This is a genomic window from Psychrobacter communis, from assembly GCF_014836505.1.
GTDB lineage: Bacteria > Pseudomonadota > Gammaproteobacteria > Pseudomonadales > Moraxellaceae > Psychrobacter > Psychrobacter faecalis.
On record NZ_JACSQR010000045.1, the window covers coordinates 1 to 14,651 of the forward strand.

A 14,651-nucleotide genomic window follows, 5' to 3' on the forward strand; every position below is an offset into this window, starting at 1 on the left:
TATTATAGATATAATCTATCTATTATAGTAATAAATAGGTAGGTTTGTATATGTTTTATTTAACTGTTTGCAACCCTTCATACATAGCTGCTCATCAGCTTTTTCTGTCTTTATCCTCATCATCATTTCACTATAAAAACGTGTCTGCAAACAGACGTGATTTGGCTGATGCGTAACCAAAAATCAACACGCTTAACGATATATTTGACATACCGACGGCAGATTTTGAGTAATATAATTGATGAGCTTATCGATGCTGTCATGTATCAATGTCTAACAGCTTTCTCATCTATTAAGAAACAATCGCGCTGAACACAGACAATTAAACGACATCTGAAGTCAAAGCTATCTCTAAGGATATAAAACTGTGTTGGTGCTTATTTGGTGGGCTACCTGTAGTCCATTTTACTCATTAGCTAGGATATTTTATGAAGAAGAATATTGATCATACCGACCCCGCTAAAAATATGAATACCGAACGTGGTAATGGCGGTGAAACGCATCAGCGTACCGATGGTGATACAAGAGCGATGACCACTCAGCAAGGTGTTGTCATTTCTGACAATCAAAACTCGCTTAGAGCCAATACTCGTGGCCCCACGTTATTAGAAGATTTTGTTTTACGCGAAAAAATTACGCATTTTGACCATGAGCGTATTCCTGAGCGTGTGGTGCATGCGCGTGGTAGTGCCGCCCATGGTTATTTTGAGCTGACCGAATCATTAGAAGAGTATACGACAGCGAAAATTCTTACCGAAACGGGTAAGCAGACGCCTTTGTTTACCCGTTTTTCTACCGTAGCGGGTAATAAGGGCTCAAAAGATACGCCGCGTGATGTGCGCGGTTTTGCGGTGAAGATTTATACCGAAGAGGGTAACTGGGATATCGTCGGTAATAATATGCCGATTTTCTTTATTCAAGATGCGATGAAATTCCCTGATTTGGTACACGCGGTGAAACCAGAACCAGATCGCGGCTTTCCGCAGGCAGCCTCTGCTCATGATACCTTTTGGGATTTTGTCTCGCTTAGCCCTGAAACCATGCACAATGTCATTTGGCTGATGAGTGACCGCGCGCTACCGCGTAGCTTTGGTATGATGGAAGGCTTTGGTATTCACAGTTATCGTTTTATTAATAAAGATGGCAAGAGCACCTTTGTACGTTTCCATTGGAAACCAGTCCTTGGGGTACAATCGCTGATTTGGGATGAAGCAGTCAAAATCTCGGGCGCCGATCCTGATTATAATCGCCGTGATTTATTTGAAGCGATTAATAATGGCGATTATCCAGAGTGGGAGTTCGGTGTTCAGTTATTTACTGAAGAAGAAGCCAATGAGTTCCCATTTGATCACTTAGACGCGACCAAACTGATTCCAGAAGAATTGGTACCCGTGCGCATCGTAGGTAAAATGGTACTCAATCGCTATCCAGATAACTTCTTCTCTGAGACTGAGCAAGTGGCTTTCTGCCCATCGCATTTGCCACCGGGCATCGACTTTAGTAACGACCCATTATTGCAAGGCCGCTTATTTAGCTATCTAGATACGCAGCTGTCACGTTTGGGATCACCAAACTTTACGCAGATTCCGATTAATGCGCCAAAATGTCCGTTTGCAAACAATCAGCAAGACGGTCATATGCAAATGCAAATACCGAAAACTCGTACTCTGTATGATCCACAAAGTTTAGATCCTGAGCGCCCACGTGAAAGCGTAAAAAAAGGCTTTGAGTCGTTCCACGAGCAGCTAGATGATGGCATTAAAGGTCGCGTGCGCGCTGAAAGCTTTGCGGACCATTATAGTCAACCGCGTATGTTTTACCGTAGCCAGACGCCAGCTGAGCAAGCTCATATCGCTTCTGCTTATGCGTTTGAGCTTGGCAAAGTAGATACCCCGCATGTACGAACACGAATGCTTGGTCATTTAGTGAACATTGACGAAGACTTGGCAAATCGTGTGGCAACGGCATTAGGAATGAAACTACCAGAAGCAATAGAACCAGCAGCGCCAGTACAAGATTTGCCAACCTCTGAGCCATTACAAACCATTGGTCGTACGCCAAAGAGTTTAAAGGCACGAATGATTGGGATTTTAGTCGCAGAAGGCTCAAAGCATAGTGAGATTAAGAAATTTGAAGAGGCGGCTATGGCAGAGGGCGCGCGCGTTAAGATTGTGGCACCAAATAAAGAAGTCACTTTAGATGATGGCACTATCATACAAGCCGATGAGCGTGTCTCTGGTGGTCCGTCAGTCATGTTTGATGCCGTGGTTAGTATCATTATGCCAGATCAAGCGAAGAAGCTGGCTAAAGACAGCGCAACGTTGGATTGGTTCAATGATGCTTATGTGCACTGCAAAGCGATTGCTTATTGCGGCGCGACCGATGAGTTTATCTTAAGCAAACTACCCGTTGAAAAAGATGCGTTTGTGACGCCACTCGCTGAGATTGATAGCTTTATTGAAAATGCCAAATCACGTTTGTGGGAGCGTGAGCCAAAGGTACGCGACTTGGCTTAATTGACATTTAGCTTATTAACTCCCTCTTGTAATAATAAAAAACTCAGCCGCTGCGCTGGGTTTTTTATTGGGTAACGTTTTAAATATCCTATCAATACGTTATCAGCGATTTATCTCTAGTCACAAGCGTTCACTCAAAGACATTTATTTTAGGATAGCGAGCGTTATACTAAAGGACAAGCTTTCATCGTATTAGCAATAAAGTGAATAAATAATTCGTTAATGAAACATAGGAATGACAAGAAAAGCGGTCAAGGAAGATAAATGAGTTTATGTCAAATCGTACGTTTGGATGGCTATATTCAAAGTAGCTATCTGGCGGTTTATCCAGATAAATTAATGCTATTGGACGGCGGTTGTCGCCCTGATGTGGCGCTGGTGTTGGGTTATATTAAAGATACGCTAAAGCGTCCTATTACTGATTTAAAAGTAGTGGTCGTTACTCATATGCATCCAGATCATGCCGGCGGCGCGCATAAGCTTAGAAAAGCCACTGGTTGCTTGATTGTCTCGGCTGCTAGAGACACGCAGTGGTATAGCGGCATTGGCGGGCAAGTCATGCATTTGATTGATTTGGGTTTAGCTCACTATGTGGCCAAGCGTCAAGGACGTCCTTTTAAAAGGCTCTGGTATCCTGCGCATCTGCAACCTGATTTGACCGTTAGTGATGGCGATACCGTACCGCATTTTGATGATTGGCAGGTATTTGAGACGCCAGGGCATACAGATCGTGATTTGTCTTTATTTCATCTGCCAAGTCGTGAGGTCTATACCGCCGATTTAATCATCAAGCTGCGCCATAAGTTTGTCGCGCCATTTCCTATTTATGATCCCAAAGTTTATATCAAGTCGCTACAAAAGGTAAAAGACTTACAACCGTCTAATGTCATGATGGCGCATGGCTGTGAGTTGGGTATCGATGCTGCAACTTTTGACAGTCTAATTGCACAAGCGCCTAAACATCGGCGCACCATCAAAGATACCATTAAACATAAATTGCTTTGGCGCCAAGATGATGGCTTTAGCCTCCGTAAGCGTAAACGTTGAAAGCTAAAAACGTTTACGCTATAAACTAAAGCTTCACCAAAATAAAAAGCGCATAAAAAAAAGCCCAATCATTAAATGACTGGGCTTTCTTAAATATGGTGGGCCGACCGCGACTCGAACGCGGGACCAATTGATTAAAAGTCAACTGCTCTACCAACTGAGCTATCGGCCCTGAGAAGCGTTAAAAAATTGCATGACAATTTTAGCTTCGCAAGATAAATTTCCTTAAAGGGAAATTTATTAAAACTTGACATCAAAAACAATGTCTTTAAACTTATTACGCCACTACCGGATAGGGTAGCATACATGACAAGGATACTACTAAATATGGTGGGCCGACCGCGACTCGAACGCGGGACCAATTGATTAAAAGTCAACTGCTCTACCAACTGAGCTATCGGCCCTGAGAAGCGTTAAAAAATTGCATGACAATTTTAGCTTCGCAAGATAAATTTCCTTAAAGGAAAATTTATTAAAACCAGACATCTAAAAAATGTCTTAAGCTTAGTTTCTTTATCTATTCATGAATCAATATCAAAAGAGACAATAAGCTTGTTTACCCGTTTAGATTATTTGTATCTCTAAACGTGAGAGCACATTATATATATAATTATGACAATTACAACCCCGAATGCTAAAAAAAGTGCAAATCAGTGTAAATTAATCCTATTTTTTTAAATTTAAGCGTTAACTGACTTTTAGAGACCTTAGCATTTTATAAAAATTACGTTTCGAACGATATTTTTACCCTTATTTTTTAATATTGATCTTTAGTAATTGGTCATAAAATTATTCTAATCTCTAGATAGTGCTTCTACGGGATCTAATTTGGCAGCGTTACGTGCAGGCAAGAAGCCGAAAACAACGCCAATTAGCGTCGAGCAAATAAAGGCGGCAATAATAGATGTTGGTGAATAAATGACTTGGAAGCTGTCACCACCAACACGATTGATGATTTCACCGATGGCAAACGCCAGCCCAATCCCCAATAGTCCGCCTAAAATACAGACCAAAACGGCTTCAATGAGAAACTGCTGCATGATATCGCTTTGACGCGCTCCAACGGCCATACGTACGCCAATCTCATTGGTGCGTTCGGTCACTGATACCAGCATGATGTTCATGACGCCAATACCGCCGACGATTAGCGAGATAATAGCGATAGAAGATATCAGCAAGGTCATTGTTGCGGTGGTCGCTTCAATGGTTTGGCGAATCGAGTCTGAGTTACGGATGCGAAAATCATCGGTGCCATGCCGACCTATCATAAGCTCAGAGATAGCAGCTTCAGCGGCGGCAGAGGAGATATTGTTATCAATCAGCGCGACAAAGCTTTCAATATAAGCGCTGCCTATCAGCCGCGACATCATGGTAGTGTAGGGCATATAGAGCGTAGGCGAATCAACGCTACGACGAAAGCCGCCATCGTTTGGCTCTAAGACGCCAATAACGCGCCCAGGAACGCTGCCTATGAGTAAGACTTCGCCAATCGGATTGGCATTGTCGGGGAAAAAGGTTTTATTGGCATTATCATCGATAATAATATCTTGGGTACGGCGTAAGATACTTTGTTCATCGAAACCTTGACCTAGAGCTAACTTTTCACCGCTGACATCAAGATAGTCTTTACCAACACCGCTGATACTAGCAGCTTCTTGGATATTACGATAGCGGACGTTCATATTGCTATTGAGCTGCGGGCTGACACTGACCACATACGGCTGGTCAGCGACCGCTTGGGCGTCTTGCGGCGTTAGATTGTCATCGTTGTACTGCCGCCTAGGGTCGCCGTAGGGGTAGCCATCGGTGACGGTGATGGTATTGGTACCTAAGGAGCTGATATTGGACAATATCTGCTCTTGTGAGCCCTTACCGAGACCGACGACTGATACCACCGACGCAATACCAATGATAATTCCTAACATCGTCAATAAGGTGCGCATTTTATGGGCGCGCATGGCCAGCAAGGACATTTTAAACGCTTCAAATAAGCGGTCGATAAAGCTGCTAAACGCGCTTTTACGGTGCTTATCTATGACAGCCGCTGGCTGTGGTTCTGCATGTTGATAATCGTCATTTTTATAATCAGCGATGATATAACCGTCTTTGATTTCGATAACACGCTCAGCTTGGGCGGCAAGGCTAGGGTCGTGGGTGACCATGATGATAGTATGACCTTGGGCGTTTAAATCTTTGAGGATTTGGACGACATCTTCGCCCGATTTACTATCAAGCGCACCCGTTGGCTCATCGGCTAAGATGATATCGCCGCCATTCATTAGTGCCCTTGCGATAGAGACACGCTGCTGCTGCCCACCTGAAAGCTGACTTGGACGATTATTTACCTTGTCGCCCAGTCCTAAGTCTGACAATAGCTTTTCGGCACGCTCGCTGCGTGCTTGCCCATCCATCCCCGCATAGACTGCGGGTACAGAAACGTTGTCGCGGGCGTTGATATCACCCAATAAATGATAGCGCTGAAAAATAAAACCAAAGTGCTCACGGCGTAGTTTTGCCAGCTCATCGGCATCTAGGCGACTGACCGATTGACCAAATATTTTATAGTCGCCCGCCGTCGCTTGATCTAAGCAGCCCAAGATATTCATCAAGGTGGATTTGCCTGAGCCCGATTGACCAATGATAGCGACCATCTCACCTTGATTGATGGTCAAATTGATATCATGTAAGACGCGAATGGTCTGCTCGCCAGCTGGAAATTCTCTAATCAAGCCTTTGACTTCCATCAAAGGCTGATCAGTGGCATTAAGCGTCGGGTGTTGATTACTCATTTGCTATCCTGCTTATCTCAAATCTTAAGTCATTATCAAAGCCAAAGCTAATGTACTGTTGGCATCGATTTATTTAAATATTCTTAGCAAACTTTAAATACTAGAAGGGTCGACCGCCTCTGCCACCTTTACTGCCTTTGCCTTTATCAGCACCTTCCTCGCTTAATATAACTTCATCACCTTCTTTTAGACCGCTTAATATTTCCGCATTAACTCGGTTATTGATACCGACTTTGACCGTTTGTTCAACGACTTCACCATCGGCTTTAAGGACACGTACCATCGCCATGGTTGCACCAGAGTCATTATCTGGGCGAGAGTTATTATCACCACTTGCGGCAGTATTAGCAGTAGCTGCGCCCTTTTTAGCATTGCCAGACTTGCGAGATTTACCGGCAGGCTGCAGGGCAGCAGAAGGAATAAGTAGCGCGTCTTTTGCTTGGTTGATGACGATATAAACTTGCGCGGTCATATCGATACGAAAGCGGCGCTCGGTATTAGGGACTTCAATATAACCGACATAGTAGATAGCGGCATCGGTCGAGCTGGTGTCGCTGATTTTCTCAGGAGCGGGTTCGATTGCTTTTAGGGTCGCGTCGTATTTTTGGTCGGGATTGCCGATGATATTAAAATAAACGGGCAAGCCTGCTTTGACGTTAATAACGTCGGCTTCAGAGATTTGCGCATTGATACGCACGGTGGATAAATCCGCTAAGGTAACGATGGTTGGCGCAGTCTGATTGGCGTTGACCGTCGTCCCTTGCTCAGTGGTCACCGATACCACTGTTCCTGACATCGGCGCACGGATGGTGGTATAGCTTAAATCTTCCTGCGCAGTGCTAACGTTGGTTTGAGATTTACGTAATGCTGCCTGTTGGCTGTTGATATTGGCCTCAGTTGTTGCAATCGCTGCTTTTGCGGTATCGATAGCAGCGCGGGCATTGGCGACTGATGCTTGTGCGGTGGCAACTTTGGTCGCTTGCGTATCGTAATCTTGCTGTGATATGGCATCGATAGCCAGTAAACCTTGCAAGCGTGAGAAATCTGCTTGTGCTTGCTTTAATTCAGCTTGACGGCTGGCAAGATCCGCTTGCGCACTTTTTAGACTCGCTTGACGGCTTAGCGACTCGGCACGCGCGCTTTGTAACGCCGCTTCACTTTGCTCGAGGCTCGCTTGCTCATTACTTAAATTATTCTTTTGCGTCACCTGATCAATCTGCGCAATTAAATCGCCTTTTTTGACTTCATCGCCGACGTCGACAAACAGCCGCGTCACTTCACCAGATACCTGCGCACCCACATCGACGGTATTTAACGCCTTTACTTTACCCGATGCCATGACGTTATTTTCGATATCGCCAATTTCAGCGGTCGCCGTTAGATAGTTGGGTGTGGTGTCTTTTGGTTTAAAGGTTTTGTAGGCTAAAGCCCCTAAAGCTACGATGACAAGGGCAATGACGCCCCATTTAATAGCAGACTTTTTGCTCATTTTGCGCATGACAACAATCCAATCACAGTTAAATCAAGTGTAGCTATAGTAGAGGCTTGGCGACCAAAAGGGAATGGCAATTAGTTTGCGAAACGTTAAGAGGAAGAATTGTAACGGTAATAACTATTAAATTTTAAACAAAAAAATAACCCTATACAGAGGGTTAAATAAGAAAAAATGATGAGTTGTTTAGTAATAAATGCTTTAGATGATGACGCGGGACAGGAAGACGTTTTTTTGCTTGCTTGCCTGATAGTCTAATGGGCTTTAAACAGACGTTGCCCTGATAGCTCAAGCGCTGCTTGTAATAATAACTCCCACGCTGGTTGGCGCACCAAACCCTTAATCGCTTGGTCACATTTATAAAGCAATGCTGGCCAAGTGGCCGTTTGAGCTTTTGAGTGGCGGCGGCACGCTTGCTGATATAGGCCTTGTTTGCTACGCCAAATGCCAAGTGCTTGCGGGTCTTGTCCATCCATTAGTTGTATAATCTGGCGCATGTCTTTACTAATTGCCCATAAAACCAAAGTGGTTGGTTCATCAGTGGCTTTAAGTTGAAAGATAATTTTGGCAACTTGGGCGCTATTGCCAGCAAGCATGGCATCGGATAAATCGAACACACTAAACTGCGCATCACTGACCAATGCCGCTTGTAAATCATTAATATCTAATGCCACGTTTGTCAGAGGCTGGCTAGAAGGGTTTTCATGACTAGTATTTTTACTATCAACCTCTGCCATCAATTGCGGCGCAAATAAATACGATAGCCGCCACAAGGTTTGATAGGCACTAAGCAGATGATGTTCGGTATGTGACATCAAGAGTTGCCAAGCTTCTTGCGATAAGGTTAAGCCAAACTGCTGGGCTTGTATCTGCAATAACTGCTGGCGCTGCTGCTCGTTATACAAATTGCAATCGATAATATGACCATATTGCGCAAACGGTGCAAACCATTTGCTGGTCTGCGCGCGTTTGTCTTGCTTTGGTGTGAGCCATAACAAGCTATGGCTATGCGCCCCTGTCTGCGCATCGATGGCAAAACGTTCAAGCTCGGCAATAACGGCTTTATCAGGTTTATGGTTGCCTGTTACGATAAGCGCACTTGCATCATCGAATAAAGACTGACTGACAAGCTCTGACAACACTTCTTGCCAACTCTTCACTGATACCAGCTCGATACGCTTAATAGCGTAATTCTGTGCGCGCCAATGCGGACGCAGCGCATCGATAAGCCATTGACTGAGTAACGGCTCATCACCGTGCGCCAACCACAAGCCCGCTACTGCAACGGAAGGCTGTAGCAGTTTTGGATAAGCTTGTATAAAGGTATCTTGCATAGAGAGAATGACACAAGGTTATGAATAGGTGATTAAAGCTGGTTATATTTAAACGCTTTAAACAGAAAAGCGTTTAAATCAAAGTGTTTAAATATAGCCAGCTTCAATAAGGATGTTTTTAAAAACTTAATTTTTAAAACTAAATATAGCAATATTAAGATTTTGGTGCTATCACGGCAGTAGATACTGAGCCTTTACCATTTTGCATAGCGGGTTTGCTACTGTTAGGAGCAATCTTAGGCAGCGCAATTGCCACATATTGGTCAGTAATTCGGCGTGCTAAACTATCGTAAAGCCAATCACGAATTTGGTCGCCTTGCTGATCATCGGTACTTATCGATGCTTCGTTATACTGGTAGCTACGCTCAACTTGGATAGGGTTGGTTAGTGTTATCGGTTTGCCATTTTCTACACTTTGATAGCTAACATCAGCTGACATTACCAAGCGAATCTCTGTTAAGACGCCAACTAACTCGTAACGCTTAAAGCGGACATTGTTCACGGTGATTGCCGCAATAGGTTCAGCGTCTGCTTTTTGGTTATTGTTAGCGACATCTGCTAAGGTCATATTATCAATAACCTCGACCCCTAACGCTTTTAAGCGACTGACGAGGGGCAGTTTTAATGGAAATGAGGTGCGATTGTCTTCGATAATCACCGCGGTTTTGTTGACGTCAAACAACATCGGCGCATCATAGCCGCGTAGCTGAAAGCCGCAACCACTAAGACTAGCACCTGCGCCCAAAACTGCAAACATTGGCAAGGCGGTCAGTAGCATCGTTGCCAGTTTTTGCGCGCTTGATTTATAAGTCATGGTGCTTTGTCCGTCTGATTTTGCTTGCTGTGCCTGCAAAGCTCGGTGCTTATACGACATAATCGCTATCCTTATTTTGATAAGAAGACCCAAGAAAGAGAGTTTGAAAACGCCATGATTGAAGTCGCAGCGTTTAAAAACTTAATCCTTAAAAGGTCTAGCCTGCCACCACGATATTAACCAGTTTATTCGGTACGACGATTTCTTTTTTAATCTCGCCTGTAAGGAATTTTGCCACGCCTTCAAGCGCTTTTGCTTGCGCTTTTAGCTGCTCAGGATCGCTATTAGGTGCGACATCCATTTTACCGCGCATTTTACCGTTCACCTGCACCACCATTGTAATCATATCTTGCACGAGAGCGCTTGTATCGACTTCTGGATAGCCTAGGGTAACGGTATCCATACCTAATTGCTCAAGCAAATGCTCACCGATGTGCGGCGCGTATACCGAGAGGATAATCAATAAATCAATCAAAGCTTCATGCTGTACTTGCAAGTCTTGCTCGCCGTTTGCTTTAAAGTTAGCAAGCTCATTGGCAAGCTCCATTAAGCTAGAAACTGGCGTATTAAGTGCCAAGCGTTTACCCAAATCACTATCAATCTTGCCAATGGTTTCATGGGTTTTACGGCGTAGGGCTTTGGCTTCTTTGCTTAAGCTATCGGTATTGAGTGCTGCATTATTAAGCTGCTCAAGGGTTAAATTGGCATCAGAAAGCGCTTGCATGTGCTCGGTCGCAATGCGCCAAACTTTTTTAACAAAGTTATAAGGGCCTTTTAGCGCATCATCTGACCATTCAAGGGTTTGGTCGGCAGGAGCAGTAAATAGCGTATATAAACGAACGGTATCCGCGCCATATTTATCAATGGTAAGTTGTGGGTCGACGCCGTTGTTTTTTGACTTCGACATTTTCTCGATTTTACCAATCGTCACTGGCTGACCGTCAGATTTCAAAGTCGCTTTAATCGGCTGACCGCGTTCGTTATAGTCGATATCGATGTCTTCGGTGAAGTAATAAGTGGTACTGCCATCGGCATTGACGCGGTAGAAAGTACCAGCAAGTACCATACCTTGGGTCATCAAATTAGCAAATGGCTCATCGCCTGATACCAAGTTTTCATCACGCATGAGCTTATGGAAAAAGCGCGCATAAAGCAAATGCATAACCGCATGCTCGACACCGCCGATATATTGATCGACCGGCAACCATTTATTGGCCGCAGATTTATTGACCATGTTGGTTGTATCGTGCGGACTGGCAAAGCGCGCATAGTACCAGCTTGATTCGACAAAGGTGTCAAAGGTATCGGTTTCGCGCTCAGCAGGATTGCCACATTTAGGGCAAGTGGTATTGACAAATTCTGGGATGTTTTTTAGTGGATTACCGCGACCGTCGGGGACGACGTCCGTTGGTAGGACCACTGGCAAGTCTTGCTCTTCAACTGGCACTGTACCGCAATGCTCACAGTTGACCATGGGGATAGGACAGCCCCAATAGCGCTGGCGAGAAACACCCCAATCGCGCAGACGGTATTGGATTTTTTTCTTGGCAAGCTGTTGCGGTTCAAGCTTCGCTAGCATGGCTTCAAACGCTTGCTCGAAGTCCATACCATCAAATTCGCCTGAATTGACTAAGGTATTGCGCTCGGTATAAGCGCGGTTACTTTGCGTATTATTGGCTTTGGCATCGGCTTCTACTTGATCTAAAAAGCCAGCAGGAATATCAATGACTTGTTTAATCGGCAAATTGTATTTAGTCGCAAACTCGTAATCGCGCTCGTCATGGGCAGGAACCGCCATCACCGCACCCGAGCCATAGCTCATCAGTACATAGTTGGCAACCCATACAGGCACTTCTTCACCAGTGAGTGGGTGAGTAACGGTCAGCCCCGTATCCATACCGATTTTTTCAGCTTTAGCCAAATCTGCTTCAGCAACTGAGCCTTTTTTACACAGCGCATTAAACTGGGCAATCGCCTCATCTTGTTCAGCAGCATATTGTGCCAATGGATGCTCGGCCGCAACGGCGACATAGGTGACGCCCATCAAGGTATCAGGACGCGTCGTGAACACATCTAAGGTATTGGTTTCGCCTGCCAGCTCATAAGGGAAATGCACTTCCATACCGGCACTACGACCAATCCAATTGCGCTGCATGGTCAGTACTTCAGATGGCCAGTGACCTTCTAGTTGATCTAAATCATCAAGCAGCTCATCGGCATAATCAGTGATGTTAAAGTAATACATCGGGATATCGCGCTTTTCGACCGCCGCTCCACTACGCCAGCCTTTACCATCAATGACTTGCTCATTGGCTAACACCGTATTATCGACTGGATCCCAGTTGACGGTGGCAAGCTTTTTATAAACCAAGCCTTTTTTGTATAATTGCAAAAATAACCACTGCTCCCACTGATAATATTCAGGGCTACAAGTGGCAAATTCACGTGACCAATCAATAGACAAACCAAGCAATTTAAGCTGCGCGCGCATGCTGTCAATATTGGCAAACGTCCATTCGGCAGGCGGCGTCTGATTGGCAATCGCTGCGTTTTCTGCTGGCAGACCAAAACCGTCCCAACCCATTGGCTGCATGACCTCATAGCCTTTCAGGCGATAATAACGGCTCAGTACGTCTGAGATCGTATAGTTACGCACGTGACCCATATGCAGCTTACCGCTTGGGTAAGGGAACATCGACAGCATGTAGCGACTTGGTTTGTCACTTGGCTCATTACTTACTTCAAAACGCTTGTCAGTTGCCCATTTGGCTTGCTGCGCAGCTTCAATAATTTGCGGCTGATACTGGGCGTTATCGATAGAAGTATTATTGGTATGGGTAGTATTAGCAGTTTCTGCTGTCACGGCGTTGCTCATAGTTGGCTCGGAATAGGTTATTACAGATAAATTGGGTAAAATTTTACAATGCCATAGCATAGCGTAATTTGGCAAAAATTGCGACGATATGATAGAGCGTTTGCTCACCGTAAAGGCGATAAATCTGCAAAGTGAATACGCTTATGAAGGTTTTTGTCGTCATAAACCAAATGCTGATGACTGTTAGGTATAATAAACAAAATAACGATCATTGATTTGGAGTTTTTATGACCATCACTATTTACGGTATCAAATCTTGTAGCACCATGAAAAAAGCTTTTACTAAGCTTGATGAGCTAGGCGTTAGCTATGACTTTCATGATTATAAAAAGCAAGGTATTGATAAAGACAGCGTACAGCGTTGGGTAGATGAGCTAGGCATTGATAAAGTATTGAATAAGCGTGGTACGACATGGCGCAAGCTGACCGACGAGCAAAAACAAGCCGCTGATGCCAATATAGATACTGCCATCGATTTGCTGATAGAAAATACCAGTATGATTAAGCGTCCAATAGTTGAAGGTCAGCTGGCAGATAAAAATAATGGTCAGCCGATACTATTATGTGGTTTTGATGAAGATGAGTTTGATAAAATTTTTTCGTAAAGGAAACTTTTTACCAAGTGCAAAAGCCCGAACTTAAATGTTAAGCTCGGGCTTTTTTATACTAAAAATTATCACAGCTCGCTAGCTCATTGATGAATCTAAGTCACGGCTAATCAAGGTGCCGACCCCTTCGTTGGTGAAAATCTCGAGAAGCGTGGCATGTGGCACACGACCATCGACAATAACCGCGCTTTTTACGCCGCTACGTACCGCGTCAAGCGCGCATTGAATCTTAGGAATCATACCACCTGAGATAATACCATCTTCAATAAGACCATCGACTTTCTTTGGCGTCAAGCCAGTGACCACTTCACCATCACGACCCAACACGCCTTTAATGTTGGTCAGTAGCATCAGCTTTTCTGCTTGCAAAAATTCTGCGACTTTACCGGCGACCAGATCGGCGTTGATATTATAAGTGTTGCCCTCAGAATCAACCCCAAGCGGCGCGATAACAGGTATAAAATCAGAGGCAATCAGCATATTGATCACATCTTTATTAACGCTGACCACATCACCGACAAAGCCTAAATCAACAGGAACTGCCACACCATCTGCGCCGATTTTTTCCATCATTAGTTTTTTGGCTAAGATTAAATTGGCGTCTTTACCCGTCAGACCAATCGCGCGCCCACCGTGTTTGTTGATTAAGCTGACGATAGACTTATTGACGCTACCGCCCAATACCATCTCGACGATATCCATTGTGCTTTTGTCAGTCACGCGCATGCCGTCGATGCGATCAGATTGACGACCGAGCTCTTTTAACAAATTATCGACTTGTGGACCGCCGCCGTGCACGACCACAGGATGCATACCAACGGTTTTTAATAACACGATATCACGGGCAAACGAGCTTTCAAGCGCAGGGTCGGTCATGGCATTGCCGCCGTATTTGACGACGATGAGCTTATCAACAAAGCGTTGAATATAAGGCAGCGCCGTGGTTAATACTTCTGCGGTAATTTTGGCTTCATCCAAATTAAGCGTCATGACAAGCTCCTAAAAGACAGGGTTAAGCGGTGGATTGATTGAGAGTTTTTGTTTCTCTTTGGCGTTCTCTAATAAGGCGTTTTCTAGTAAAGTTAAGGTTAAATAATACCTATCTAAAAGCGAAAGAGGACTCCACCCGACATTAGGGTGGAGGTGAATTTCGCCTAGTGTTTATTATATTTTTAT

Annotated in this window: 9 protein-coding genes and 2 tRNA genes; 3 read left to right on the forward strand and 8 right to left on the reverse strand. The window is 44.5% G+C overall.

The window, feature by feature from the left end; all coding sequences use genetic code 11:
• The first annotated feature begins 428 nt into the window (after positions 1-428).
• Both H9653_RS11395 and H9653_RS11400 read left to right on the forward strand, forming a co-directional pair.
• Positions 429-2,516, forward strand: a complete 2,088-nt coding sequence (locus tag H9653_RS11395; protein ID WP_191692455.1) for a catalase — start codon at positions 429-431, stop codon at positions 2,514-2,516.
• A 264-nt stretch (positions 2,517-2,780) separates the two neighbouring features.
• Positions 2,781-3,563: an MBL fold metallo-hydrolase gene (locus H9653_RS11400; protein ID WP_191692456.1), complete on the forward strand. Its 783-nt coding sequence runs from the start codon at positions 2,781-2,783 to the stop codon at positions 3,561-3,563.
• 96 nt (positions 3,564-3,659) lie between these two features.
• On the opposite strand, the gene H9653_RS11405 is transcribed toward H9653_RS11400, so the two are convergent.
• From H9653_RS11405 to leuS, 7 genes are all read right to left on the reverse strand, one after another.
• Positions 3,660-3,735: transfer RNA gene (locus tag H9653_RS11405), tRNA-Lys, on the reverse strand.
• A 156-nt stretch (positions 3,736-3,891) separates the two neighbouring features.
• Positions 3,892-3,967: transfer RNA gene (locus H9653_RS11410), tRNA-Lys, on the reverse strand.
• A 390-nt stretch (positions 3,968-4,357) separates the two neighbouring features.
• Complete coding sequence (locus H9653_RS11415; RefSeq protein WP_191692457.1) at positions 4,358-6,352, reverse strand: MacB family efflux pump subunit; 1,995 nt, start codon at positions 6,350-6,352, stop codon at positions 4,358-4,360.
• Positions 6,353-6,452: 100 nt separating this feature from the next.
• A complete protein-coding gene (locus H9653_RS11420) occupies positions 6,453-7,850 on the reverse strand; it encodes an efflux RND transporter periplasmic adaptor subunit (RefSeq protein WP_191692458.1) in 1,398 nt (465 codons plus the stop codon).
• A 248-nt stretch (positions 7,851-8,098) separates the two neighbouring features.
• Positions 8,099-9,178 carry a DNA polymerase III subunit delta gene (locus H9653_RS11425; protein WP_144297220.1) on the reverse strand — a complete coding sequence of 360 codons (1,080 nt, stop codon included), beginning with the start codon at positions 9,176-9,178 and terminating at the stop codon, positions 8,099-8,101.
• A gap of 154 nt (positions 9,179-9,332) precedes the next feature.
• Entirely contained in the window at positions 9,333-10,052 is a 720-nt protein-coding gene (locus tag H9653_RS11430) for an LPS-assembly lipoprotein LptE (RefSeq protein WP_225211742.1), read from the reverse strand.
• Between the two features lie 97 nt (positions 10,053-10,149).
• Positions 10,150-12,867: a leucine--tRNA ligase gene (gene leuS, locus H9653_RS11435; RefSeq protein WP_404814820.1), complete on the reverse strand. Its 2,718-nt coding sequence runs from the start codon at positions 12,865-12,867 to the stop codon at positions 10,150-10,152.
• Between the two features lie 227 nt (positions 12,868-13,094).
• On the opposite strand from leuS, the gene H9653_RS11440 reads away from it, so the two are divergent.
• Entirely contained in the window at positions 13,095-13,472 is a 378-nt protein-coding gene (locus tag H9653_RS11440) for an arsenate reductase (RefSeq protein WP_191692459.1), read from the forward strand.
• A gap of 81 nt (positions 13,473-13,553) precedes the next feature.
• On the opposite strand, the gene argB is transcribed toward H9653_RS11440, so the two are convergent.
• Positions 13,554-14,465 (reverse strand): acetylglutamate kinase, encoded by a 912-nt coding sequence (argB, locus tag H9653_RS11445; protein WP_191692460.1) that lies wholly within the window; start codon positions 14,463-14,465, stop codon positions 13,554-13,556.
• Between the last annotated feature and the right edge of the window lie 186 nt (positions 14,466-14,651).

Coding starts and splice junctions, on each gene's coding strand:
- H9653_RS11395 (WP_191692455.1), top strand. CDS start 429: ATGAAGAAGAATATTGATCATACCGACCCCGCTAAAAATATGAATACC.
- argB (WP_191692460.1), bottom strand. CDS start 14,465: ATGACGCTTAATTTGGATGAAGCCAAAATTACCGCAGAAGTATTAACC.
- H9653_RS11430 (WP_225211742.1), bottom strand. CDS start 10,052: ATGTCGTATAAGCACCGAGCTTTGCAGGCACAGCAAGCAAAATCAGAC.
- H9653_RS11425 (WP_144297220.1), bottom strand. CDS start 9,178: ATGCAAGATACCTTTATACAAGCTTATCCAAAACTGCTACAGCCTTCC.
- H9653_RS11415 (WP_191692457.1), bottom strand. CDS start 6,352: ATGAGTAATCAACACCCGACGCTTAATGCCACTGATCAGCCTTTGATG.
- leuS (WP_404814820.1), bottom strand. CDS start 12,867: ATGAGCAACGCCGTGACAGCAGAAACTGCTAATACTACCCATACCAAT.
- H9653_RS11440 (WP_191692459.1), top strand. CDS start 13,095: ATGACCATCACTATTTACGGTATCAAATCTTGTAGCACCATGAAAAAA.
- H9653_RS11420 (WP_191692458.1), bottom strand. CDS start 7,850: ATGCGCAAAATGAGCAAAAAGTCTGCTATTAAATGGGGCGTCATTGCC.
- H9653_RS11400 (WP_191692456.1), top strand. CDS start 2,781: ATGAGTTTATGTCAAATCGTACGTTTGGATGGCTATATTCAAAGTAGC.